Genomic DNA, 23,981 nt, shown 5'->3' with positions numbered 1-23,981 from the left:
GGCGCGCACCTTCAGTCGACGAAACCGGTTTCTAGCTCAATCGCATGCACGCCACTTGATGGGCGCCAACTGTCCCCGCTGCCAGGGGTCGGAATCCCGTCACGCGGGGCCACGGCACGCATGATCCGCTCGGGTGTTTCAGACACGGCGCCGCCCGCAGCGTCGAGGTAATCGTCAGGCTGCTCTTTGATTGCGGGGTTCCAGTCGCGCATCTGTGCTGGCAATGGCCCTTCTGTCACGGACACATGCGCCCACAACTGCTCCCCGCTGGTGAGTAGAGGTTCCAGGGCTTCAAGGATGCGTTTGTTCTTGTTGGCCGTGCTGGTCTCTTCGGCCACGCCGCACACAAGCCGGCGCTGCTTCAGGGCGCCCTTCAGGATGGCCGGGGAAAACTTACCAATCCCGTTCGTTTCGATGGTCACGCGAGGCAGTCGCAGCGCCTCCACAATGTCGCAGAGCTGGTGCACCTGGCCGCCGGTGACCGTCTTCCCGTCTGCGGCGAACTCCACCACGTCACCAGTCAGCCGCGCGATCCGGTGCAGGTAGCGCACACCGCTTTCGTCTTGAAGCACCACGGCCACGGCCGACACATCGGATTTGAGCTTTCCGCTTGCCGGGTCCCATCGGCAGCTGGCCGCCACGATGCGAACTCCACCCAGAAGCATGATGCTTTCCCCGTTGGCCGTCTTCCATACCGGCTCCAAGTCATAGGGGATCATGCGATCCGGGTTCAGTCTGGAATCGCTCAGTGGCTTGGCTTCAAGCTGGTACTGTTGATCCCAATAATTCAGGGTCTCGCAGTCACGGCGGCGCTGCAGCATTTCCTTGCGGTCGAATCGCTCGGGCCAGGCGTTGCCAACGCAGATGTCGACTAGTCCGTTGATTTCTGTCTTAAGCAAGACTTGCTGGCCCTTGACGGTGTAGTCCTTGCCTTCTTCCAGCAGCTGGGCCGGCGGGCCGATGCCGACAAAGACCCACACACCATCCGGGCCAACATCGCCAGAAAACGCAAGCGAGCGGTGCGGCTTGTCCTGGGCGTTGTGGCGTGTCTGGTGCTGGAACAGCGGAACCACCAAGGCCTCGGCGCCGGCCGCGATCTTCTGGTCATAGATCGAATCATGCGTGTGCGGCGTGCCTACCCAAAGCACAGAGCCGCCGGGCTTCAGAATGAAAGACTGCTCGGACAAGCGCTTGCGCAGCTTGGCGCGCGCCTCGGGGTTCTCTACGTTCTTGGACATTTCCGTGTCGTCGTTGATGATTTCATCGGCACGGTTGCCGGTCACGCGCGACAGAATGCCGCGGCCACGAAATTGAGGCGTTCGGGCGTTGGTGCTGAAGCCCTCATGCGTGAACCAATGCCGAATGCCGGCCGGCTCCATCAGCACGTTTTCACCCACCAGGGTATTGCCGCGCATGATCGCGATGGTGTCCCGGCTGATGTCATCGGCCAGGTCATCGTCGGCGCCTTGAACCAGCAGCTGATGGAGTGGGTTTTTGCGGTATCGGTGGGCATTGCGCACGCCAAGGATGGTGGACTTGCCGCAGCCGCGAAACACCATCAGCACGCGATTACGGGCGCCCTCTGTGCGCTCAAACCAGTCGAAGATGCGCACATGCACGTCGGGCATGCCCCAGCCGCGCCGCTCGTACTCGTCGCACGCAAACCCAAGCAGACTGATGTCAGCCTTTGCCATGTGCCCGCTTGTCGAACTCGCCCTTGGCCTTGCCCAGCACGCGCGCTGTAGCAGCTGCAGCCCGGCGCTCGGCTTCTTTGATGCGCTTATCCATGTCCGAGTCATCCTCGGGCGGTGTATCGCCTGGGGCGTTGTGCTTGCCGATCAGATCCAGCGTGAAGCGCAGCACGCCGCCGGTGGCCATGGCATTCTTCTTACACCAGTACCGATCCCCGCGCTGTTGCTGATCCATGTCGGCCGGTGGGATGCCGTCTCCCGGCCACTCTGCAGGGTCAGCTTCCAGCAGGAACGAATCCGCCAGGCGCTCGGTCAGGTCTTGAAGTCGTTGGAGTTGGTCTGGTCGCATCATTGCCCCGCAAGTTGTTCAAAGCTCGGTGCGCGATCAGGCCCGCCGGTGCCGGGTTGCCACCAGTAATCCTGCTGCCAGTCCTTGCGCGCCTTGGTCTTCATGCGCGAGATATAGCCTGGAGAAAGGTTCTCTTGCAAGGCCATCAGGCCGGCGTGATCCATCGCGGCCTTGGCGTACCAGAGATTCACCACAGGCAGATGGCTGCGGGCGAAGCGGAAGGACTCGGCGCCAATGTGCGGGTCCTTCCCCCTGATGGTTTCGTCAATGTTGCCCTTTGTCAGTTCCCACACATCGGCCATGCTGCCAAAGCTCGGGCCAAGCAAAGACCGGCCCAGCGTGTCAAGTTGGCCGCGGTCTTCGGTGGTGTAGGCCAGTAGCATGTCACCCATGAACCCCAGGCCGCCGCCCTGAGCGACTGCGCGCGTCCAGAACTTTGGAGTGGTCATGTCCACCGGGTCTTTGCCGCTCACCATCTGCTTGGTCTGGAATGCGATTGCACCAAGTGCCGTCAGGCTTACCATCATGGCGCCACTGTAGGCCAAGCGGTTAGCCAGCATGGGCGCACCTTCCATGCCCTGCGGCGTCTCCAACATGCGGCGCCAGTGGCGCGACATCATCGCGATTGGGAAGCTCTTGAACTGCATCACCGCGCGGGCCAGCTCGCCGCTCAAGGTGCCCGCTTGCTGGCCTCCGCCGGTGGTGATTGCGCGCGTGGCAAGGTCAGGATTCAGCACGGCTATTTCGGACTCGTCCGACAGCATGCCGATGTACTTGGCCACCACCTCGCCGGCCCGCTCATGACCAGTGGCATAGATGCCGTCCGGGGTGATCATGTCCTGGCCGCGCAGCTGCTCGGGAACGGCGGAGCGGATCACCCCCCAATCGTCAGCCGTGATGCCCTTGGATTCCAGGCGCCAGCGGTCGTACTGCGTCAGCGCCGGCCAATCGGTTTTTGCCAGCCGGCCGACACCGGCCATGTGCGTGATCTGGAATGAACGGCGCAGCGTGTCCGTCCAGAAGTTCATCAGCGACAAGCGCATGGTGGCATTGCTGATACGCCCGCTCCATGTCTGTGCCACGTTCTCGCCCGCCCAGCGGTTCAAGTCGCTGATCATCGTTTCGGCAATCATGCCGTGGGCATCCATGAACTCGCGCGACTCCTTGCCACCGGCGCTGGCCAGGTTGCGCAGCGCGTCGAAGTAGCTCAGCTTGTTGAATCCAGTCGTGACGAAATAGGTGCCAAGGTCTGTGATGCTGGAAAGCACCGCGCCCTGCAGCTTGCCGAAGGTCTGGATGTTGCGGGCGTGCTGGCCAATCATCGCCACGCGGGCGCTCTGTGGCGTGCCGGTGGTGCCACTGATCAGCGACCAGTAAGCCTCAGGGTGGTTGCCGAAGATACGCTGCGTTCCGCCGTCCGCGCGCTGCGCCAGGTCGAACTGCAAGCGCATCTGAGCATTGGGGTTTGGGCCGTAGCGCTCCACCAGGCCGATGTCGCGCGCCATGCCGCCCAAGTGGCCAATCATGGCGTCATACATCGAGCCAGTTCCGAAGTCGCTCAAGTAGGAGAGATATGCCTCTCCGTCCTTGAAGTGGATCTCGCGCGACTCGCTGCCACGGTTGGCCTTGGCGCCGGTGCCCTTGAACGCGCCCGGGTCGCTCTTGTTCTGCCCGTCACTGCTGATGGTTTCCCAGGCGCCGCGCAGCATGTCCAGCACTTCGGCGTCAGCCATGCGGCTGCCGTCTTCGCGCAGGTAGCGGGTACGGTCAACCAGAGGAAGGACACTCTGCGCCCATTCTTCCTGACCCTTGGCCAGCACGCGCATCTGGTCATGTGCCTGGGGCAGATAGCCATAGTCCAGCCGGCCAACATCGCCGCCGGCTGCGTTGAAGCGCTGGCGCAGCGACTCGGACACCTGCAACCAAGCCTGTGCACCGGCGCGCGCCTCCGCGTTTCCGGTTCCGCCCTTGCCCTGGGCGAACACCTCCAGCGCCAGGTCACGGGTCATTACTGGATTCTGTGCATCGAACAGCACCATCAACGTCTTTCGGCCAAGGCTGGCACCTTGCATGCTGTCGGCGGCTTCAATCAGGTCGAACAGGTGGCGCGTGCTGTCGCGCTTGATGCCGTCGATGTAGGAGTGCGTGCGGTTCATGTCCTCCACCAGCGCATCGCTGCGGCCCTTGCCGCGCTGAGCCTGGGTGTCGGTGAGGCGGTTCTCTGTCTCGGCCGTCTTAATCGCCTGGCGCTGGGCATTGGCGATCTTGCGCGCGGCTTCAGCCTGCAAGTCCTGCATGGCGCTCTGGGCCGCCAGCATGTAGCGCTGGTCCTTGCTGTAGCCCTGCCATTGGGGATCATTCCTGGCAAGTCGGCGAAGCGTTGCCGCCATTCGCGCATCGATTTGGGCTGCGGCAGCATCTGTGAGAGCATTACGCCCTTGCGCAATCCGCGCGGCTGAGAGTTGCTTTCGGCAATTTGGGTGCATGGAAATCCTCTACACAGCGGTAAAAACAGCGTTGGCGATCTTCGTCATGACGCTGATCGTCCCGCTGATGGTGTGGGGCGGCTCCGGCTCATGGCGGCACGCGCTGCACGCTTTGAAGTGGTACTGGATCATCATGGGCGCCATGGTGTTGATCGTGAGCACGTTTGCCGGGTTTGCGGTCTTGATGGAGTTCATCGGCTAGACCCCCTGCAGCAGCGCGCATTCAGCTGCCGCCTGCATCAAGTCCCCGTCCAGCTTCATCTCATCGGCTTCGGCTTTCACGGCAGCCAGCACATCGGCCAGGCGCATCGGCTTATCCATGCCGTCGAGCTGCACCATCAGATTCGGCTGATCAATCTCGATCTGCGCCACCCGCGTGGCCGCGCCATCGTCTACCAGTCGTGCCGGTGCGGCGGTGGTTCCATCTGCCCCGGCTGGGGCATTGGCTTGGGTTCCTCGGGGGGCTGCTGCTTCCGCTGGCGCGCGCATGGCCGGTGGCGCTTCATCTGTCTTTGCACCTTCGGTAGTAGAACCTTCGGTAGTAGCGCGCGGCGCCGGCGCGGCTTGCTCAACCAGTGCCCGCATGTTGGTGGACAACGTGCGCTCAAACTGCGCTAGCTTTGCTTCCGGGCCAAGCTGCTGTTCCAGCGCTGCGATGCGCCGGTCAATCTCGCCCACTTTTTGCGTGGCCTGCTGTGCCTTGGCGTTGGCTTCGATGGCCTGATTGATGCGGGTTTGGCGCGCCTCAAACTCTTGAACCGCTGTGTCCGTCTGCTTACGAGCTTCTGAAAGCGCGGCCTTGTAGCTCATGCTTTCGGTGATCTGGATTTCCTTGGCCAAGGCCTTGATGCCAGCCTCTGAAGTGTCCGGGCGCTGTTGCTCCATCATCCGCAACTCTTGCCGCGCGGTGCGGATCGCGCCAGGTTCCGCCAGGCCGCCGGCCTCTGGCAACAGGCCTGCGCGCTCGGCCTGCAAGGCATCGATCTGCGCAAGTGCCTGATTGGCTGCAGTCAGATCAGGCGCATTGATCACTTCGGCCACATGCACAGGCTGGCCGCTGGCCATCTGGTCAATGGCTCTGGAAAGCGCTTGTTCGTGCACGTCATAGGCCCGCATGTCGTCGGGCTTGAATGGATTGCTCCGTTGCCGCTCTTCAACTGCAAGAAGCGTGCGCGCTGCGTCAACATGCTCTTCGCTCGGCCGGCCGACTTCGCGCGCTGCCGCTGCCGTGGGCTTCTCGGCGCTGGGGACCGGGCCAGTGCGGAAATCGTCGGCCGCCTTGGCTGCAGCTGCTGCCTTATTCACGCGCAGTCCGTGCACACCGAAGGCAGCAGGAACCAGGGTCGAAACCGCCAGGCCCACCGGGTCAAAAGGGTCGTACTGCTCGGACAGCTTGGAATAGTCGGCCTCCTGCAGGATCTGGCGAACCGCGGCTTGTTGGCCCATGAACGACACCGGGCCGCCGGCCGCAACCAGCGCGGCAGTCTGCAAGCCCGTCTGCCCCGCCATTGGTAGGCCAACACCCAGCGCAGACACGGCGCCAATCACCGAACCGGCTTTGGTGCGGGTGGCTAGGTCAACGCCCTGCGCCTTCAAGTCGCTAGCCGCTTGCATGCCCTCATCAAAACCAGTCAGGGCCGGGCCGATCACGCCGCCGCCGGCAATGGTGTAGCCGACGGCCTTGGAAGCAAAGCGGCTGAAGTCGAAAACCAGTCGCTCGGCCAGGTGCGCCGTGCTGGGGTCGGGGGCATAGCCTTGGGCCACGCTGCGGAAGCTGTCTCCCGCCTCGCTGCTGAAGTCCAGTCCTTTGGTCAGAACCGTTTGCCTGGCCTGCTCTGTCTCCTTGCGCTGCTTGTCGGACATGCCACCCAGCAGATCGCCGGTGTAGGTCGTTGCCGCTGACTGGCCAAACGCGCCCAGCACATCGGAGAAGAACCCGCCCGACTGAGCCGCGCCAGCTACCACGCCGCGCGGGGCCGCGGTGGCAAATGCGCTCAGGCTGAAGCTCGGGCCGGCCGGCTTCGGAACAGGCATAGGCCGCGCGACAAGATCAGCCGCCGCGCTGAGGTTCTGCGCTTGGAATAGGTCATCGAGCATTGGGCACCTCAATGATGATGGGCTTCTGGTTGGCATTTGCCGCCAGTGACCCGCCCGCCTTCACGACATAGCGGCCACGGCCAACGGTGGCCAGCTGCGCGCCTGGTAGGGTGGTGAGGAACTGGCCCAGCTCCATCGGCTGGCCGCGAACGTAGACCTTCCCGTCTGGCAGCTGTGAGGCCAATTCATTTTCAGGGTAGGCCTTCAAGCGCTGATCAAAGGCTTTCCGCTCAACTCCGGCCGGCAGCACGATGCGCGAGCCGTTGCGCTCGTCCAGCGTGCCGCCAACAGCCAGCCGCACCGCGCGGCGCACATCGTCTTCAGTCCCGCCGGCGCCTTCAGACACCATGCCAGCCAGGATGAAGCGCGCCGCATCGCCTGTCATTTCGGTTTGCTGGGGGTTCATAAACAAGCCATTGGTGGCCAGGTTGATGCGGCCTTGCCAGCCTTCAACCGCCTTGGTTTCTTCCTTGATCGTCTTGTCCTTCAATGCCTGGGCGCCCTTCAACACAAGCTCGGACGTCGGCCGGTCAAAGGTCGTACGCGATCCACCCAGCGCCAAAGCAATAGCCAGAGAGCGGTCTTGCTTGTCGATCTGCGCGGCCAGGGCCTGGGTCTGCTGGGCGGGCATGGTGGCGGCGATCATGGCGATGCCGTTCGCGCGCTGGTCGACGGGCAAGCTCTGCAGCAGCTTGCCGAGAGTTTGTGATTCGTCGGTCGTGAGCGGTGACACCGGCCGGCCAGCCCAGGTTTGCACCCGGTCGGCTTGAACGACACGTTCGCCCAGCTGCTGGGCCATGCCGTGAATGCCGCCCTGCATGTTCAGTGGCGGAAGCTCAGTGATCACGCCACGCTCCAGGCCGGCACGCAGCGGGTCGCGTTGCAGATCGTTTTCTGCACCGGTGAGCACCTTTTGCAACTGGTCGCGGCGCTTGTCCAGTTCAGGCGTGCGGCCGTTCTGAGCGATCAAGGAATCCACCTCGGTCAGCAATTGGCGCTGCACGTTGACGGGCTGGGCTGCAATGCCGCCCGATTCCTTGGCCTGCTTGGCCAGGGCAATGATGCCGCCCTGGTACGGTGTGCCGGCGGTGGCCAGTGTCACCCGGTCGATGTAGGCGGGATCAAGCACTGTGCCTTTGTCGGCCAAGGCCTGGAAGGTTTGGAACTCAGCCGCGGCATTGTTCATCCGCCGCTCTTGCTCACGCTGGGCACGCGCGGCGCGCAGCTCATCCTGCTGGTCGAGGTGCAGGCGGTAGGCCTGGGCACGATCCAGCAGCTGGGCCTTCTTCTGTGGATCAAGGTCTGGAAGACCATTCACCACTTGCTCGGCTGCTTGCAAGGCCTTGCGGTCGGTCTTGCCTGCGCTGACAGCTTCGAAGCTAGTTGTGTATTGGGTCGATTCCTTCCACGACTGGCCTAGCTTGGCGATCTGCTCGGGCGTGTAGTTGCTGAAGGGGCCAAGCTGCTCCAGCGTCTGCATGGCCTGCTCTTGGGCCTTGGCTGGGTCGGTCTTGTACTGGCGCTGCAGGTACTCCAGGGTTTGGCCAATGCCGGCAGTCACGTCCTGGCGGTCCTTGCCTTCCTTGGCCTTACGCACACCATTGCCAAGGCGCAGATTCATGCCTTCCAGGCTGCGGCGCACCAAGTCTTGGGACTGCTCACGAAAGCCCGGCAGAGCGTCGGCCACGATCTTGCCTGACTGCTCATTCCAAAGCGTGTCGGCTTGATCCTTGGGGACGGTGCCTTGCTTGATCCCATTGGTGAACTCGTCGTGCGCATCGCGCAGCTTGTCTTCGGTCTGCTGCAGCTGCAGCATGTCCTTCTGCCGGCTGGCGGCCTCGGCCAGTTGCTCTTGCTTGTGCGCTTCCTGCAGGTTGTATTGCGTCTGCTGCGCGATCATCCCCGCGGCTACTTGAGTCCCAGCCTGGCCGAAGTTCTCCAGCGCGCGAGCCGACGCCATGCCAGCCTCTGCGCCGGCGGCTTGCTGCATCGGTGCGCGGCCCGGCATCACCCGGCGGCCTTGGCCCATTGGAATTTGTGCCATATCAACCCCTCGGGATAGTTCGTGTTTCGACTGGTGCCGGTGCTTGCGTGCCGGAGAAGCCTGGGCCATTGGCTCGCCAGCCCGAAGCCTTCATGCCCTGGGCACCAGCAGACAGCAGCGAGGTGGCGGCGTTGAAGTAGCCCGCGCGCCGCGCATCACGGCCGGCGGCCCGGGTGGATGAGGCGGAATCATTCAGGCTGCGCGCCTGGCGCTCACCATTCAAGATCGCAGTCAATGCGTCGGTCTCGGTATCTTGAAGAACCTGCCGCTCCACATCACCGGCCGACCACTCGCCAATCTTGGCGCCCGACATGGCCACAGCCGCCACAGTGCTACCGCGCGAACGCTCGCCATCGCGGCGGATCATCTGCGCAGTGGCTTGGGCGTTATCCCTCTCGACCAGCGCCTGGTATTCCATTTGGGCGGCATTGGTCTGGGCGGCGCGATCTGCGGCCTGGCCCTGCTGAATAGAGCCGACAGCCTGCACCGTGGCCATGGTCGCCATCATGATCGTTGCTGGTTCACACATGCGCTCTCCATTCAAAAATATAGAACTCACCGCCCGGGCCGCATGGTTCTGCCTTGACGGTGAATCCCAGCCAGCGAACAAAGCGCAGCGCGCGCGAGTTGCGGCGGTGGATCAGATTGGTGAGGTGCTTGAATTGCGCGTGCCACTGGCCCACCACGCGGGCCGACACATCAGCCATGGCGCGCCGCGGCACTTCAGCAAGAGCCGTGGTGCAGAGCATCCAAGGCACGCCGACACTCGGCTGGCCTGGGAATGGCTGCGCACCGAACAGGCACACAAGCCGGCCATGCCAGCGCAAGGCCTGCAGATCAGCATCAGCCAGGGCTTCGCTAACGCTGCGGCCGGCGGCGGCCAGCTCTGCCGCGTCTTCATCCGTGATGGACGATGCCAGCTCGTTGACGGCCGAAGGGGTGGCTAGTTCAATGGTCAGCATCGCGTCACCCGTTGATGGTGTGCTGGCGCACCACAGAGAGGACGTGCATCGGCAGCGGGTCTTCTTGGTAGACCGTGACCTCAGAATCCCCGGTTTCCCAACCCAGCAAAGAGATGTCGACCAGGCCGGAGAACGGCATGGGCGCTTGGTCAAGAATTCCTGGGCCGAACTGGCGGAACGGCACAACCTGCTTGTTGCCCTGGTTGTTCTGGATCACAGCGCCGATGGTGTCGAGAAAACGCATCTTGGTCTTGCCAGTGCGCGCAGGTTGACCCTGGGCGCTGCCGAACCCGGTTTGGACTTCAGGCGTCAGCAGGGTGCCGTAACTGGGAAATGGCAGGCCGATCAATACCCGCTTGCCACTGCGTGGGATCGTCACGGCGCCATCTGCTGCAACCGTCACGCGCGGCATCTTCGATCCATCCGCCACGATGTCGACCACCTGGCCGGCGAGGTGAGGAACGCTGAAGCTTGTCGCCCCGGCGGGGTTGTCAAACACCATGCCGCTGTCCACGGTCGTGCCGTAGATGATCGAGTCATCGGTGAGGTGAGGCGTGAAGGTGTCGTCCATGCGTTCAATAAAGCGCTGATAGGCCCCATTCACCAGGCGCCGCACGATCAGCCAAACCTGCTCGCGGTCGCCATTGGGGATCACGGCCAGGCTGTCGACCATGCCTACCGTGTCATGCAAGGCCCAAGCAATCACGCTGGGCTGCTGGTCACGGTCAATGGTGCAGCTGATGAACTGGCCATCGGCGCGAACGGCCCATAGGATCTGCTCTGGCTCTTGCGCGTAGGCCATCGAAGTGATGCCGCTCTTTGTGATGTGCTCGGCCAGCGCCACGATGTCCGGGCTGTTGTAGGCGTCATAGTCGTAGCGATAGCCGAAAGCGCGCACCTTGCGCCCTGCCCGCTGCACAAACAGCGTCTCGCGGTTCAGCTGCGCCGGCCGCACCTGGGCTGTGCCGTGGCCGCTCTCTGGCTTGATTCGCACATTGGTGGGTGTGATGGGCTTCTCTACACCGCTGCGGAGCGAGTATTCAGACGACTCGGTGAGAACCACCAAGTCTTGGCCCGAGGTCACGTAGGTGATGGGGGTGGCATCGTCGCCGTCAATCGTGAACGCACAAGCGTCACTATCCAGGGTTCCCATCTGGAAGTTCAGCTGCTCACCCAGCACCGAACCCCACACCGTGCGGGGAAACTTTGCATTCCCTGCGCAGATCAAGCGCTGCTGATGAATCGTGCCGGTGCGGGGGTAACCATAGGCGGCCGACCAGATTGGCGGCTCAAGCGTCCACGACAAAGCTGGCGCCGCCACAATGGCCGACAGCTCTTTGATGATGACTGCATCGACTACCGTTGGGCTGGTGTAGCCAGTGATCTTCACCACACCACCATTGATCTTGACGATTGCCCCAACGTTGGCCGCGCGCCATCCTGCGGCGCCTAGGGTCAGCGTGATAGCCGCGCCCTCTGGGTCTTTGGCGCTCGGCGTGCAAGTCGTTTGCGGGCTGCTGTCGACCGTCCACTGGCCTGCGGTTAGGGTCACGCTCGGGAAGGCTCGGGTAATCTCGACAGTCACCACGGTCGTGCTGGTGTAGCCGGTGATCACTGCGATGCCGGCGTCAAAGGTGACTGCCCGGCCTACATCAGAGGCCAGAAACTCAGCCGTCGAATCAGTCAGCGTGCGGCCAGCCCCAACAGTTGAGGCCGACAGCGTGCCAGTGCCAGCGGCAACGAAGCCAACCTCATAGAACGGCACTTGAGAGAACGGCGCCGGGCTGATCACCCAGGTGCCGGAGCCCAAGCGCTGCAGGCGCTGCGGAGTGACCAGGGGATTAAACAGCCACAACGTGCTGTCAGACTGCGCCCAATCGAGCGTGGCCAGCATGGCAGTGGTGTAAGGAGTGACTAGGGTTATGCCTGAATAGCCGCCGTCTGCGTTGTAGATCTTGGCCGAGAGGTTGCTGAATTCGATCATCCACGACAGCGCGCGGCCTTGAACGAATGGCACAAGGATTGATGCTGATGCCGTGCTGGTTGCCGCTGTCGCTGCGTAGAGCGTGCCGCCGCGGCGCTTAAATCCGCCATGGATGACCGGGTGCGCGTTGCGGCACTTCTTCAGGCCGAACGCATAGCGGTCCATGTCCGTGCGGCCCAGCACACGCGGCGACAGCTCACCAGCGATAAAGGCCGTTTGTGCGAGCGTTATCCGTGCCATGCTCAGGCGCCCCGGTATGGCGAATAGCCACTGCTACCGACGAAGCGAGCCGCGAGCAAGGGAGACTCATCGAAGGCTTCAGGCTCATCTTCCTGGCCATCCACCGCGCGGGCTTCGCGCAGCAGAAGCGCCACCTCTTGCTCGATCAGCTGTTCAAGGCTGGTGCTCTGCGTGATCGGGTAGGCGAACAGCATCCGCATGACGCGTGTCATGCACCAAACCAGCATCGAATCCCAGGTGGCCGGGTTCTCGTTGCGGAAGATGTAGCGCAGCTTGCACACGTTTTCCTGCATCAGTACCTTGCGGCCCTCGATGCGGTAGCGCGGGCGCTCGCCTTCTTCCCCCACTGAAAGCGTGCGCAGCCAGTCGGCCGGCAATTCAAACTGAGCCTTGAAGTCGAACGCCGGCGCCGTCGTGTCAGGCGACAGAATCACCCGCTTGATCGCGCAGTTCCAGGGGTGGCGGCGCAGCACATGGTCGCGCGCGGTGTCCCACAGATTCGACGCAAGCCGGGCCTTGTCCGAGTCCTCAGCAAATGAGGCAATCGGGTTGTCGCCCAACATCAGCAGGGCATTGCTGCAAATCGAGACCGGCGTTGCGCTCATGTGTCAGGCTCCAACAAATAGAGGGGGCACGCGGCCCCCTCTTGGGTGTGCTGGCCGGGGTTGGCCAACGTTGCGCCTTAGGCGCTTGCGGGGACGTAGGACAGATAGACCGAGATGGCCTGGTTCGCCGTATTGGTGGCGCCGGTGAAGGTGCCGTAGGCGATCACGTCTTCGGTCGTCACGTAGCCGGTGCCAGCAAAGCCCGCGCCGTTGTTGGCATCTTTGACGCCGGCCGCGGTCAAGTTCACGCCCGAGGCGATCTGCGTGGCGCTGATCACCGTGCCAGTCGCCGCCGAGCGCAAGCCAATGCTCAGCGTGCTGGAGGCTGCGCCAGCGGCGCACTCCACCTTGCTGAAGGGCATGATGCGCGAGCCGGCCGGGATGAAGCCCAGGTCGAAGATTTCGTTCACCGCTTGCGCCGCGTAGGTCGTCGGCGTAGTGGCGAAAATCGTCTTTTCCGAGTTACCGTTATCCGCCGGGCGGACCTTGACGCGGGGCACGCCCACAACGCCAGCGTATTGAGTCGATTGAATAGCCATGATGGTTTCCTTTCAGTGGCTTAGACGTTGGTGGCGAAGTCGATCTGGACGACCTTCTTTTCGTCTTGTCGCGTGGCGCCCAGGCTCATGACGCCATAGACCTCCATCGGGTTGCCGCGCTTCGACTTGTTTTCGCCGATGTCAGTCTTGACACCAATGCCCGTGCCGTAGTGGACGGCAGTGGACGACCAGGCAACAGTGCGCAAAGTGTTGGCGGCGGGGGAGTCGAGTTCTTCGTATGGAATCCACTCGAAACCGCACCAGTTGCCAACTTCGCCTTGCTCCAAGAACTTGGAGGCCATGTAGTCGGCGCTGGTCAGCGTGGTATCGCTCAGGATCTGGCGCACGCTGTCGCTGTTGTAGGCGATATAGAGCTTCGTGCCCGGCTCATAACGGCCGTCTGCCTTGTTTTTGCGGAACAAGCTCTTGGCTTGAATGACCTTGGCCTTTGACAAGCCAGTGCCACCGGAAGCAATTTGCTGGCCTGCAGGGAGCGTGGTGGTCGTGACAGAACCACCTTCAGCCGAGCGGGTCAGCGAGCCATCGAGCAAGGCGCGATAGATGATGATGTCCTTCTGACGTTCGGCCGCAGCCTGCAGCAACTCAACATACTTGTACGTCGGGTCTGCCACCAGCTTGGGAAGGTCGAAAGAGTCAACCGGGTACGGGCCGGCGTCATAGTCGGCCATGTACGCGATGCGGGTGCTGTGCGCAATGTCTTGAGCCGATTTGTCTTGGTAGCGGCCGGTGACCTCGCGCATGGCGCTGGAACCGATGTTGTTGACGGTAAAGCTGGAGCCTTCAATCATTCCCCGGTTGACGACCGTTTTGCCGAAGAACGACTCGCGGGACTGCAGGGCATGAATGAAGGTATCGTGGAACTGCTGCTGAAACGCAGTGGTGATGGTAGGAGAACTGGACATATCGAGACCTCTTAGGTTTCTGTCTCGCCTGTGTCGCGGGTGTCCTTGCGGGCCGCTGGTTCAGCAACTGCGTTTGGCGTTTGCGCGCTGCCGGGCATTCACCCGGTATCCGGTTGCCAAACCGGGCGGGTCTGCGCGCAATGTCGCCTGACCCACCCGTCGGAATCCCGTCTGCTATTGGCCGGCGTGCTGCTTTTCGTAAAGCATGCGCACCTTGGCCACCGTCGCCTTGTGCTCGGGGTGCTTGTTGTCCAGATACGCGGGGCTGGCCATCAGCTGCGCGCGCGTCTCGCTCTCCACCGGTGTGATGCCACCGGGCGGCGAGTCTTCGCCTAACTCCTTGCCGATGCGGGCCATCAGCTGGATGTAATCTGGGTCGTTACCGAACTTGGCATCCAGGCGCTGCATGTGGCCTTCATCCTGCGAGAAGGTCTTTGCTGCGCGGTAGGACTGGCCCAGGCCCTGCTGCATCTGCTGATCGGTCTGCCACACCTTGCGCAGTTCTGCTTCGCCCACCTCGGGGCTGTTGCGCATCTGCTCGGCCAGCTGCATGCGCTGGGCAAACTCTGCCACGACATAGCCCACTTGCGCATTGGTCATGCCCTTGGAGTGCGCGCCCTTCAGAAAGCCGGCATACATCGGGTCAGACTTGAGCGCATCCAGCGTGACGCCGGCCGGCAGCTCGGGCGCGTATTCCTCGGGGGACTTCGGCGGCGCATCAGATCCAAGCCGCTGGGACAGGTGCTGATAGCCCTGCGCCTGCTTCAGCGCCGACGCTTCCCAATTCGTCGTGCCGTCTTCGTTCTTGACAAGGTACTTTTCTGGGATGGCTGAAACTCCGTCAGCAGGTCCAGCAGGCGCTGCTGCAGTAGCAGATCCATCTGCTGCATCTGCGGCGCCGCGAGCCAAGAGGCTGCCAGGTTGCGCAGCTGGTGCAGCTGATGCACTGTCCGCAGGCGCGGGACTTGGTGCTGCAGCGCTTGCATCAGGGCTTGGTGCTGGTGTGGACGAAGCGCCGCCAGCCAAAGAGCCATCCGATGCCAGGTCGTCGTGATAAGTTTTGCGAACATACATTGTGCAATCCTTGTGCCGGCCAAGTCACAGTGGCGCGCGCCGGGCCGAGCATGCAATGCGCGCCAGAAAAAATCAGGGTCGGCCGGATTGGGACAGCATGGCGTGGATGTGCTCAATCACTGCCCGCGCGCCGCAGTTGTAGGCGGTCTGGTCGGGCTTTCCCGGTACAAATGGCGCATTGCCGAAAATCTGCATCAGGTCATCAAGCACAGCCTGGCCATCGTTTGTCAGGTCGAAGGTGTGCTGGTATTGCTGTGGAGTTGCCATTTCAATGGGTACCGGCAGGGGCTTGGAAAGTTAGACGGCGTTGACGAGTAGTTCGACCGTATCGCCCATGTCGGCGATCTGGGCCAAGTCCTGCTGACTCGGCGGGCCGTCGACTAGATAGCTCTTGCCGCCCTTCGTCTTGACTCGGTAGGCGCTGGCGGCCGGCTTTGGTGCGACGTAGCCGCTGTGCAGCTTGTCGTCGTAGGCCAGCACGTCAGGGCGCTCCGACAGTTCGCCGATCAGGTGGCGCACGCTGTCCGCGTAGAACCGCACTCGGTCGGGATACTCAGACCGGGCGATGGTGTGGCCATCGGCCAGGTCGCCGCGATGCAGAATCGCCGTGAAGTTCGACTTGCCGTTGGTCTCGGGCATGGGGCCATACCAGACGGCCAGGGCCGACTGATCTGCGTAAGCTTTCATAGCCTCCTCCGTGCGCTTCATGATGTCACGCCCGAATCGGGCGATCACATCATGGCTAAGGCCAAAGGAAAGCGCTTCCTGCACGCAGCCGTGGGCGAGGTCTTCAACGTCGGGCGGGTTGTAGTCGGTCATGATGGGCGTCGGCAGGGGCTTGGATTTAGGCGCCAACGATCTTGCGCAGCGTGGCCAGCAGCAGCGAGGACATTGGGGATTCATGCGCGAACTCGGACGGGTGGAACTCGTCGAACTTAAATGGGGCCAGCCAACGCTCCGGCGAGGCGCCGTCGCCCATCGGGGTAGCAAAATCCACCCAGCTGACGCCTTGTGCTGCCGCGAGGCTCTTCAGCGTTCCGTTGGCCAACTTGCGTTTGTCGTCGTAAAAAGTCGTCGAGACGTTAGTCAAGTTCTCATTGACCAGCCAGGGCACCCATACCACGTGGGGGATGCCGTACTGTTTGGCAACTGCGAGAACGTCGAACGCAAGAGCAATCTGCGCATCAACTGTGGCTTGTGTTGGAGCGCTGCTGCCGTCATTTGTCGAGGCTGGGCCGATGACGAGCACGCTGGGTGCTGGCACACCAAGCGCCAGAAGCGCCTTTGCTTGTGCCCAGTAATAGGCCGCGTTCTGGCTATTGCATCCAAGGTTGGCATAAGCCACCGGGATACCGGTAGCGTCCTGAAGATCGGCGCAGGCCCTTGAAGAATAGTTGCTGTACCCATCGGCAATGATCGAAACCGAGTTGCCTTGCATGATCGAGTCGCCCACTGCCCAGACAGAGAGAACTGGAGTCAGGAAACTGAAAATTGGATAGGTGTCTGTGTAGGTCGTGCCGATCGTGAAAGCAGAACTCGGCACGGCGATACCATCACCACCGAAGGAGCTTGCCTGCATGATGCGACCACGGTTTGCAGCAGTGGGCGTGCGCATCGCTGCCTGGGCCGTGAGGAAGTTATAGCCAGCCGGGTCAGGCTTTTGGCGCATCAAGTAGAGAGGCCGCGTGCCGCCATCCGCCCGTGGCACCGAGGCAATCGATAGCACATCAGACAGCGCGTACTGGCGCGCAGCATTACCGGCCGGCAGCCCATAGGTAGCAGATGCGCCGAATGTCACTTGCCGATAGCCGAGGTTCCCTGAGGTCACAAGAGTGGTGTTGTATGCCACGCCACCAATCACCGGGGCAGACATGTTCTGACTGGCGGTCAGGCCGGTTGCAGTGAATGCTGCGGTCTCGGTGACGCCAAACGCCAACTGGTTGACGGTCTGCGCATTCGGGGCGCCGTTGTCGGCCAGGAACTGCACACCCAGGAAAGGCGCCGGCGCCTCATGCTTCACCGTATGGGTAAAGGCGAGCGTCGACGCAGGGGTGATGTTAAACGGCGTCCCGTTCTTACAGATGCCCTGGAAGCGAACCAGAGCGCGGCTGCGTTTCCAAGCCCCTGACACCGGGGATGGAATATCAACGACATACGGGCCCGGCCCGTTGAAATTTCCAATCATGGTCATGGTCTAGCTCCTAAGCCACTGCCGCGCGCTTGAAAGACGCATCGGCGGCCATTGTTTGAAGTTGCTGCTGCTGGGCCTGCTGCTGCTCTTGCTGCTGAGCCTCGGCGCGTTGTTGACGGAAGGCAGCCAGGCTCTTGGCATCACGAAGCGCTTTGGCTGGTACGCCCAGGCCATCGCCCGCAATGCGCAGTGACTCGTCACCGTCAATCAAGTCCATGACCTCGGGCTTGCCTTGCTGAGCCATCGTGCCGGCCAGCATCGTCAAGCGCTCGATGGCGGTCACATCCTCCAGCTTCTGAGCGCGAGCCAGCGGGCTTTGATAGCGCACGCGGAAAGTCTCATTCGCCAGCGAGTCGGGCGCGTCATCAATCGACACAGGGCCAGGCTCGCCGCCAATCTCAGGCCGGCCGCGGCGATACATCAGGCCGAACACGCGGTCAACGGTGGGCGCCAGATCTTCGGTCTGGAAGCGGCCGTACAGCGGGCCAAGCAGCTGGCGAATCAGCGCCACGCGCACATGCACTTCGGTGGCGGTCATCGCTGGCCCATCCTTGGGCTGCAACTGGTCGGCCATCAGCAGGCGGCGAATCTCCGCGCGCATCAGTTCTGCCTTGCTGAACGTGACATTGAAGTCGGCGCCGGTGGGCAGCTCCTTGATGGAGTCAACCTTATTGGCCACGATGACAGATCCACCGCGAATACGAACTGTGCGCGGGTTCAGCACGCCATCATCCTCAGCCACATAGACGCCGGCAGCAGCCCGGGCCAGGGCCACAGACTCCAAGCGCAGCAACTCATTCAGCTGGCGGATCGTCGGAAGTGCATTCGACACCGGGCCGATGGCATACGGGCTATTCGGCAGCTGCATCCAGCGAGGAACAACCACAGGCTGCTCGTGATAGCCCGACTCACGCACCGCGTTCTTCGTGCTGACCTCAATGTGAATCGAAGCCACCGGAAGATTCTTTGGCAGCTTGCCGCCCGGGCTGTGCTTGGTGCGCGGGAAGATGGCATGCACGAACTCATGCGGCGCGTCGGGCTTCTTCTCGCAGTCCTGCTTGATCTTGTCAGAGCACGCATCGCCATAGTCGGCGTAGGCCTGCTCGGCGGTCAGTTGGAAGCAGCGGTACACGGTATCGATCCGGCCGCCTGGCTTGCTCGCTGCGATGTAGCACTGACCCAGCGGCCACTGCTGAAAGTTCAGCCGGCCGCTGTCCTTGTCCTCGTCGATGTAGAGCACCATCCAGCCGGCGCACACCGAGTCGAGCAGGGCTTCGAACTTGGCAGCGTCATAGTTGCTGGAGTGGATTGCCTCCCACATCACTTCCGCTGCGTGATCCAGCCAGCGGCGCTCGTCGTCGCTCTCGTCACCTACATCCATGGCGAACCACACAGCATTGGCCGGGGTCATGCCAGACATCACCGAAGAGGTCAGTAGACGCGCGGCATCTGTGCCCGTGCTATCCAGTAGCTCGGCCTTCTTGTGCTGGGCGCTGCTGGCGTCGATCTGGTTGCCGTTGAAGCCTTCGCTGCGTTCGGGGTAGGTCACATCGAAGCACGAGCGCCAAACAGACTCATGGCGCGCGCGTTCGGCCTTCATCGCGCCCAAGCGGGCGATGATCTTTTGGGCTGCTGTCCGGTCGTTGATCACACGGCCACCATGCTGAGGCGCTGCGAACCGCCACCACCACCCATCGGACCACCCTGGCTCACCAGCGATGCGCGCTTGGCCACTGTGCTGCGTGAGGTCAGGCCAGCTTGCGGGGAAGAAATCGGGCTTCCCGGGTTCATGGCGTCAACACCGTCACCCAGCGCATAGGTCGGTGCACCACGCGACACCAGCGATCCTTGCTCACGGCGGCGGCGCTGATCGTTGGCCATGCGCGTGTTTGCCTTCTGCGCGGCTTCTGCTTCGGCCTGGGCGCGCTCGACGGCAGGGTCAACTGCAGTTGCAGCAGCTGGAGCGGACGCGCTGCGGGGCGCCAGGGCTTTGGATGCAAACGCACCGCCCACTGCGCCAACGACAAGGCTCACCGGATCGCACATGGCAATCAGCCCAGCAAGGCCTTGAACTCGGCCGGGTTGGCCTTCTGCCAGTCTTCATCCGGCACGACCCATCCTTGCTTGGTCAGCACAGGGCCACGGATCGCGCGCGGGTTGATGTCGATGGAGTTGGGCAGATCGCCGTCAGCACAAACAACCGACGCAATGGCCGGGGCTTCGTCGCTCGGGGTTTGTGCTGGCGTGCCGGGGACGCGGGGCTTCGTGGCCATTCTGGGGACTCCTTGCTTGCGGGCAACCGGCGCAATGGCCGGGTTAAGTGCCCGCAATGTCCCCCTCAGTGCCGGTCGGAATCCCGTCTAGGCCATGTCCTTGAGCATCGCGCTCACACTCAGCTGCACCTTCTTGATTGGCACGTCCTGCAGGCTCGCCCCGCACTTCGTTGCCCACAGCGCAACCAAGCAGTGCCCGATCCAGTACGCAGGCTCGGCGGTCAGGTCTTCGCTGGCATAGCCGTAGAGCGTCGACTTGCCGCACTCCACAGCGTCAGCGATCTGCTGCATGGACATGCCGGCCGTCTGCAGGTTGGCCAGGATGCGCGCCCAATCAATGCGGCGGGTTCGGTTGAGGGTGGTGGTTGGGTGGTTCATGTCCAGCTCCCAAAATGCGCGCGCGCGCGAGGTTTGCTCATTGCTGCTTCTCCAGTTCCCGAGCCTTTGCCCGGTATGTGGCCTTGATGTCGCGGAGGAAGTCGCGCTCCCATTTCGCTGTCTGGTTGCGGTTCTCTAGTGCCTCGACGCGTTCAGCCCCAATTCGTCGAATGAGGCCAATGCGGTAATCAACTGCGCGGCCAGCTCCGTAGCGGTTGCAGTCGGATCGCTGGGCGTGGCAGTTGTCCTCGTCAAAGCGAAGGTGATCTGCACTCCCTGTGCTTCGATAATGCCCAGCGTCCACGGCCCCACCGATCCGCTGCCACTCAAGAGGTCGATCACAACAGACGCAGGAGAATCCGGCTGCTCTGTCTCTGGCTCGGATGAATCGGTTGAATTCAATTTGCGCCTCCTTCTTGAGTTGAGGGATGGTTTTCATGACTTCCCGCTTCTGCCGGTCTGCCTTGCGTGCGGCCTGGCGGGCCTTGGTGTCGGCCTGCTCCTTCTTTGCGCGGACGATTTCCATGGCGCAGAGTGGCGAGCAAGCGCATTGCATTGGCGAGCGGGGGGTGAACAGCACGCCGCAGCCTTTGAATTTGCAGCGCTTGGGTTTCATGCCGCCATCGCCGCGCAGCTAGCCGGCGCAAATGCGTACTGGCCGGGCTTCATGCTGCCGAACGGTCCTGGCGCCATCTTGCTGAGGTCGACGTAACAGCGGTTCCCAAGGTTGGCCGGAGCGGGCAGAACTTCAACCAGGCGGGGCTTTGCCTTGCGGGAGCTAGCGGGGAGCAGCTTCAACGGATCAGGCCCAATCACCACATCGTGATTCGGATTGAACTGGTGGCCTTCACGGCCTTGAGTGTTGAGGATTCCCAGCTCGCGCAGTTTGCAGATGGTGTTGCTGACCCGTCCGTAAGCAATGCGCAGGTTGTCCGAGGTCTCACCGGTGGTGAAACGCAATGTCGGGTTGCGCGCAAAGAATGCCATCACCTTTTTGGCGACGGAGCCGGGTTCTGGTTGGTAGTACTTGGTCATGATTCGCTCCGGTCAGAAGGGGATGTCGTCATCCATGCCGTCGAAGCCCGTGCCCGGGCGTGCAGGCGTGCCGCCCGTGCCGTAACCAGCAGCCTCGCCGGGTCGGCGCGGTGCAGGTGCGCGGGGTGCTGGAGCGGGAGCGCGGGCTTGGCTGAACTTCTCCTGTCCAGGCAGCGAATCTCCGTCATCACGGCCGCCCAGCAATTGCATCTGGTCGGCGATGATTTCGGTGGTGTAGGTGTCGCGACCTTCCTTGTCTTGCCACTTGCGGGTGCGCAGACGGCCTTCAACGTAGAGCGGCTTGCCCTTCTTGCAGTACTGGCCGACGATTTCGGCCAGCTTGTCGTTGAAGACGACACGGTGCCATTCGGTCTCTTCCTGCTTCTCGCCGGATTGCTTGTCCTTCCAGCTTCGGGTGGTCGCCAGGCTGATGGTGCAGAAGGCAACGCCGCTGGGGTTGTAGCGAAGCTCGGGGTCTTTGCCGAGGTTGCCGATGAGGGTGACGCGGTTTACTGATGCCATGATTCGATCCTTTCAGCGATGGGCCGCACGATTGCGGGCCTTGTTGCGGGCCTTGCGTGCCATGCGGCGGTCATGCGCCACCGACCAGCCGTAACCCGGATAGCTCGGGCGGCTTTTGATCCCGTAGCGACCAAGAAAAGCCCGCTCCAGCTTGTTTTGCTGTGCCTTCTTTACTGCCGCGGCCGCGCCCTTTTCGGCAGTCGCTGTTTTCGATGTGGCCTGCAGTTCATTTGCAACGCCAAACGCGCCGCCGATTCCAGAGCCAGCCATGGCGAGAGCCGCCATAACACTCAGGGAGGCAAGGTTTCGGTGATGTGATTTCATGCTGTTTCCTTCTGTTTTGCCGGTTCTGGCGTTACTCAAAACTTGAGCGGGACTTGGTGTTTCCACCGAATGAATCAATGGTTCGGGCTGACTCGGCCCACAGTTGCTTAGCGCCGTCCAGGGTCAAGACCATTGCGCCCTTCTTGCCCTGGCGGTTCTTTGCGATTTCGCAGCCGATGTGCCTCAGTTCTGCCTCGTCCTCGCTGTCGCAGAGAGGCCACAAGAACACGATCACATCGGCGTCCTGCTCGATTTCTCCGGAGTCGCGTAGGTCGCTCATTTGCGGCCGGCGCCCAGGTCGCTTGTCAACTTCGCGGTTGAGCTGGGACAGCGCGATCACTGCAATGCCGAGTTGCTTGGCCAGCTTCTTGAGGCCGCGAGTGATGGAGCCGACTTGCTGAGTGCGGTTGTCGCCGTCGCCCTCGCAAAGCTGGATGTAGTCCACGGCAAGGACGGCCAGCCCCTTGACATAGCGGGCCTTGCTGTTGATGGCATGGATGCTCAGCGCCGGCTCGTCGTCAATCCAAAACGGGATTTGCGCGAGTTCGTCCACGCCGTCAGCGATGCGAGTCCATTCCTCGTCGTTCAGCTTGCCGGTCTGGATGTTCCCGAAGCTCACCCGGGCATGTCCTGACAAACTGCGGGCGCCCAGCTCTTCGTCTTCCATCTCCTGCGACAGCATCAAAGCCGGGTGGCCGTCTTGAGCAATGCGCTTTTCGATTTGGATGGTCAGGCTGGTCTTGCCCACCGCTGGCCGGGCCGCCAACACGTACAGCTTCCCAGGCTTCAGGCCACCATTCAGCCGGCTATCAATGCCGTAAATGCCAGTGCGCCAGCCGACCTTCTTGCCCTCGGCGGCCTCGTTGATCGAGTCGATCACTCGCACCATCACATCGCTCATCGGCTTTGGCTTGCGCGAGCTATTGCCAGCGTCCATGCCGGAGAACAGAGCCGCCACCTTGTCCAGCTTTTCAGCCAATGCGCCGGATCCAATCGCAATCTCCTGCGCCTGCTCGATCTTCGCCAGCGTGTCGCGCAGGATCGAAGCCTCGCGGACGATTTCGGCGTGGCGGCGGACATTGCCCGTCACATAAGCCGACTGCGCCAGTTCGTTGATGTAAGCCAGGCCGCCAGCTTCGGATTCGATAGAACGGCTTTTAAGCGCTTCGAACACCTCAACCACATCAACCCCTTTGCCGGAGTTGATTAGCCGCGCCAAGGTGCCATACAAGAGCTTGTGTGCGGGTTTCGTGAAGTCGGCCTCGGTCAAAAGGTCGCCAACGCGATCAAAAGCGGCGTTATCGACCAGCAAGCGGCCAAGAATACTTTGCTCGGCTTCGATTGACTGGGTGCGGCTCATGCTGACACCTCGGTCTTCTCGATCACATGCTTGCGGCCTCGCTCGGTCAGCAAGAAATCGAAGTCAGCCCGCCAGTTAGCGTGCCTGCCGCTGGACTGCTGGCCCATCAGGAACGCATTGCCGCGGACTCGGCCGAAGTAGTCACGAATCCACGAAAGCGCCTGGTCGGAATCGTTAGCCCGCTTTTGACCGTCCGACTTCTTGCTCGTCAGCACCCACCGCCAAAAACCACGCATGGCCTTGGAGCGGGATTCGGTCTTGAGCTTGACCTGAGCCAGCTCTGGCAGGTGCTCGTGATACAGCCCAATGATTTCGTCTTGAGGGCAAGCGGGAATGTCGGAGGGCGCAGCCAAACGACTAGAACCGTTAGGTTCTTCTTGTATTTCTTCTTCTCTTCTCTTCTCTTCTCTAGTCCGCTTTTCGTCCGCTTCTGATGCGGACTTTTTGCGGTCTTCGCGCTTGCGATCTGAGTCCTGTGCGCGGCGCTTTGCTGACTGCCCGTTGTGCTTATCAAAGTCGGGCAATTTCATAGAGGAACCACACTCGGTTTGCTCGATCCAACCAACAGCGTTCATGGCCCCAGCAAAGCCGACCCAGCGAAGGTGATCATCGATCAACTCAGGGGTGTATCCCTCAAGAACACCATCGGCAGAGTGCGCGTCAAACAGACACCAGACGGACATAAGGCCGCCAACAACTCGGATAACGTCAGGACGACCGTCCGCTTTCAATGCGGACGCCATGCGGACAACTTTCGGATGCGTGAAAAGGTCGGCTCTCATCTTGATCCAGTCTCCAGACATCAGAGTCCCAGCCTTTCTGCAATGCGCCGCGCCTCAGCCTCGATCTGCTCGGGGCTTGCTGACGGGTTTGCGGCCAGCCAGGCGGCTTTCGCGGCGCAATA

The 23,981-nt window shown here is 62.1% G+C and carries 26 protein-coding genes; 1 reads left to right on the top strand and 25 read right to left on the bottom strand.

Annotation, left to right across the window (positions count from 1 at the left end; all coding sequences use genetic code 11):
• Positions 1-11 precede the first annotated feature (11 nt).
• From terL to AABB87_RS20685, 3 genes are read right to left on the bottom strand one after another with little or no spacing between them, the layout of a single operon-like run.
• Positions 12-1,694: a phage terminase large subunit gene (gene terL, locus AABB87_RS20695; protein ID WP_341973202.1), complete on the bottom strand. Its 1,683-nt coding sequence runs from the start codon at positions 1,692-1,694 to the stop codon at positions 12-14.
• Positions 1,681-2,043 (bottom strand): hypothetical protein, encoded by a 363-nt coding sequence (locus AABB87_RS20690; protein ID WP_341973201.1) that lies wholly within the window; start codon positions 2,041-2,043, stop codon positions 1,681-1,683. Before AABB87_RS20690 ends, terL begins: the two co-directional genes overlap by 14 nt.
• Positions 2,040-4,430, bottom strand: coding sequence for a hypothetical protein (locus tag AABB87_RS20685; RefSeq protein ID WP_341973200.1), 2,391 nt, complete (start codon positions 4,428-4,430; stop codon positions 2,040-2,042). The genes AABB87_RS20690 and AABB87_RS20685 overlap by 4 nt, the downstream gene beginning before the upstream one ends.
• A 94-nt stretch (positions 4,431-4,524) precedes the next feature.
• Here AABB87_RS20685 and AABB87_RS20680 point away from each other — a divergent pair, with 94 nt between their 5' ends.
• A complete protein-coding gene (locus AABB87_RS20680; RefSeq protein WP_341973199.1) occupies positions 4,525-4,728 on the top strand; it encodes a hypothetical protein in 204 nt (67 codons plus the stop codon).
• On the opposite strand, the gene AABB87_RS20675 is transcribed toward AABB87_RS20680, so the two are convergent.
• The 22 genes from AABB87_RS20675 to AABB87_RS20570 all read right to left on the bottom strand — a co-directional run bounded on the left by AABB87_RS20675 (position 4,725) and on the right by AABB87_RS20570 (position 23,859).
• Positions 4,725-6,560, bottom strand: coding sequence for a hypothetical protein (locus tag AABB87_RS20675; RefSeq protein WP_341973198.1), 1,836 nt, complete (start codon positions 6,558-6,560; stop codon positions 4,725-4,727). The two genes, AABB87_RS20680 and AABB87_RS20675, sit on opposite strands and share 4 nt — an antisense overlap.
• Positions 6,561-6,612: 52 nt before the next feature.
• Entirely contained in the window at positions 6,613-8,667 is a 2,055-nt protein-coding gene (locus AABB87_RS20670) for a DUF4402 domain-containing protein (RefSeq protein WP_341973197.1), read from the bottom strand.
• A 1-nt stretch (position 8,668) separates the two neighbouring features.
• The gene (locus tag AABB87_RS20665) at positions 8,669-9,196 is read right to left on the bottom strand and encodes a hypothetical protein (RefSeq protein WP_341973196.1); all 528 of its coding nucleotides are present in this window, start codon (positions 9,194-9,196) and stop codon (positions 8,669-8,671) included.
• Positions 9,189-9,629, bottom strand: a complete 441-nt coding sequence (locus AABB87_RS20660) for a hypothetical protein (protein ID WP_341973195.1) — start codon at positions 9,627-9,629, stop codon at positions 9,189-9,191. The genes AABB87_RS20665 and AABB87_RS20660 overlap by 8 nt, the downstream gene beginning before the upstream one ends.
• Before the next feature lie 4 nt (positions 9,630-9,633).
• Positions 9,634-11,853 (bottom strand): hypothetical protein, encoded by a 2,220-nt coding sequence (locus tag AABB87_RS20655; protein ID WP_341973194.1) that lies wholly within the window; start codon positions 11,851-11,853, stop codon positions 9,634-9,636.
• A 2-nt stretch (positions 11,854-11,855) separates the two neighbouring features.
• A complete protein-coding gene (locus AABB87_RS20650; protein ID WP_341973193.1) occupies positions 11,856-12,458 on the bottom strand; it encodes a hypothetical protein in 603 nt (200 codons plus the stop codon).
• Between the two features lie 77 nt (positions 12,459-12,535).
• Entirely contained in the window at positions 12,536-12,997 is a 462-nt protein-coding gene (locus AABB87_RS20645) for a hypothetical protein (RefSeq protein ID WP_341973192.1), read from the bottom strand.
• A 20-nt stretch (positions 12,998-13,017) separates the two neighbouring features.
• Entirely contained in the window at positions 13,018-13,920 is a 903-nt protein-coding gene (locus AABB87_RS20640; RefSeq protein ID WP_341973191.1) for a phage capsid protein, read from the bottom strand.
• 174 nt (positions 13,921-14,094) lie between these two features.
• Positions 14,095-14,994, bottom strand: coding sequence for a hypothetical protein (locus tag AABB87_RS20635; RefSeq protein WP_341973190.1), 900 nt, complete (start codon positions 14,992-14,994; stop codon positions 14,095-14,097).
• Between the two features lie 72 nt (positions 14,995-15,066).
• Positions 15,067-15,261, bottom strand: a complete 195-nt coding sequence (locus tag AABB87_RS20630) for a Bbp19 family protein (protein WP_341973189.1) — start codon at positions 15,259-15,261, stop codon at positions 15,067-15,069.
• A gap of 30 nt (positions 15,262-15,291) precedes the next feature.
• A complete protein-coding gene (locus tag AABB87_RS20625) occupies positions 15,292-15,813 on the bottom strand; it encodes a hypothetical protein (RefSeq protein ID WP_341973188.1) in 522 nt (173 codons plus the stop codon).
• A 25-nt stretch (positions 15,814-15,838) separates the two neighbouring features.
• Positions 15,839-17,185, bottom strand: a complete 1,347-nt coding sequence (locus AABB87_RS20620; protein WP_341973187.1) for an SGNH/GDSL hydrolase family protein — start codon at positions 17,183-17,185, stop codon at positions 15,839-15,841.
• A 10-nt stretch (positions 17,186-17,195) separates the two neighbouring features.
• A complete protein-coding gene (locus AABB87_RS20615; protein ID WP_341973186.1) occupies positions 17,196-18,836 on the bottom strand; it encodes a portal protein in 1,641 nt (546 codons plus the stop codon).
• Positions 18,833-19,066 (bottom strand): hypothetical protein, encoded by a 234-nt coding sequence (locus AABB87_RS20610; protein WP_341973185.1) that lies wholly within the window; start codon positions 19,064-19,066, stop codon positions 18,833-18,835. The genes AABB87_RS20615 and AABB87_RS20610 overlap by 4 nt, the downstream gene beginning before the upstream one ends.
• 170 nt (positions 19,067-19,236) lie before the next feature.
• On the bottom strand, positions 19,237-19,458 hold the full coding sequence (locus AABB87_RS20605; RefSeq protein WP_341973184.1) for a hypothetical protein: 222 nt from the start codon (positions 19,456-19,458) through the stop codon (positions 19,237-19,239).
• An 87-nt stretch (positions 19,459-19,545) separates the two neighbouring features.
• Positions 19,546-19,836: a hypothetical protein gene (locus AABB87_RS20600; RefSeq protein WP_341973183.1), complete on the bottom strand. Its 291-nt coding sequence runs from the start codon at positions 19,834-19,836 to the stop codon at positions 19,546-19,548.
• Positions 19,837-19,873: 37 nt separating this feature from the next.
• Complete coding sequence (locus AABB87_RS20595; protein ID WP_341973181.1) at positions 19,874-20,452, bottom strand: recombination protein NinG; 579 nt, start codon at positions 20,450-20,452, stop codon at positions 19,874-19,876.
• Positions 20,449-20,871, bottom strand: coding sequence for a hypothetical protein (locus AABB87_RS20590; protein ID WP_341973180.1), 423 nt, complete (start codon positions 20,869-20,871; stop codon positions 20,449-20,451). The genes AABB87_RS20595 and AABB87_RS20590 overlap by 4 nt, the downstream gene beginning before the upstream one ends.
• A gap of 12 nt (positions 20,872-20,883) precedes the next feature.
• Complete coding sequence (gene ssb / locus AABB87_RS20585; protein ID WP_341973179.1) at positions 20,884-21,393, bottom strand: single-stranded DNA-binding protein; 510 nt, start codon at positions 21,391-21,393, stop codon at positions 20,884-20,886.
• Between the two features lie 12 nt (positions 21,394-21,405).
• Positions 21,406-21,717, bottom strand: a complete 312-nt coding sequence (locus tag AABB87_RS20580; RefSeq protein WP_341973178.1) for a hypothetical protein — start codon at positions 21,715-21,717, stop codon at positions 21,406-21,408.
• Positions 21,718-21,748: 31 nt separating this feature from the next.
• Positions 21,749-23,077, bottom strand: a complete 1,329-nt coding sequence (locus tag AABB87_RS20575) for a replicative DNA helicase (protein ID WP_341973177.1) — start codon at positions 23,075-23,077, stop codon at positions 21,749-21,751.
• Positions 23,074-23,859, bottom strand: a complete 786-nt coding sequence (locus AABB87_RS20570) for a hypothetical protein (RefSeq protein WP_341973176.1) — start codon at positions 23,857-23,859, stop codon at positions 23,074-23,076. Before AABB87_RS20570 ends, AABB87_RS20575 begins: the two co-directional genes overlap by 4 nt.
• Positions 23,860-23,981 lie beyond the last annotated feature (122 nt).

This window comes from Roseateles sp. PN1 (assembly GCF_038419725.1).
Lineage (GTDB): Bacteria > Pseudomonadota > Gammaproteobacteria > Burkholderiales > Burkholderiaceae_C > Paucibacter_A.
This window is presented reverse-complemented; position numbering and strand designations above follow the sequence as displayed.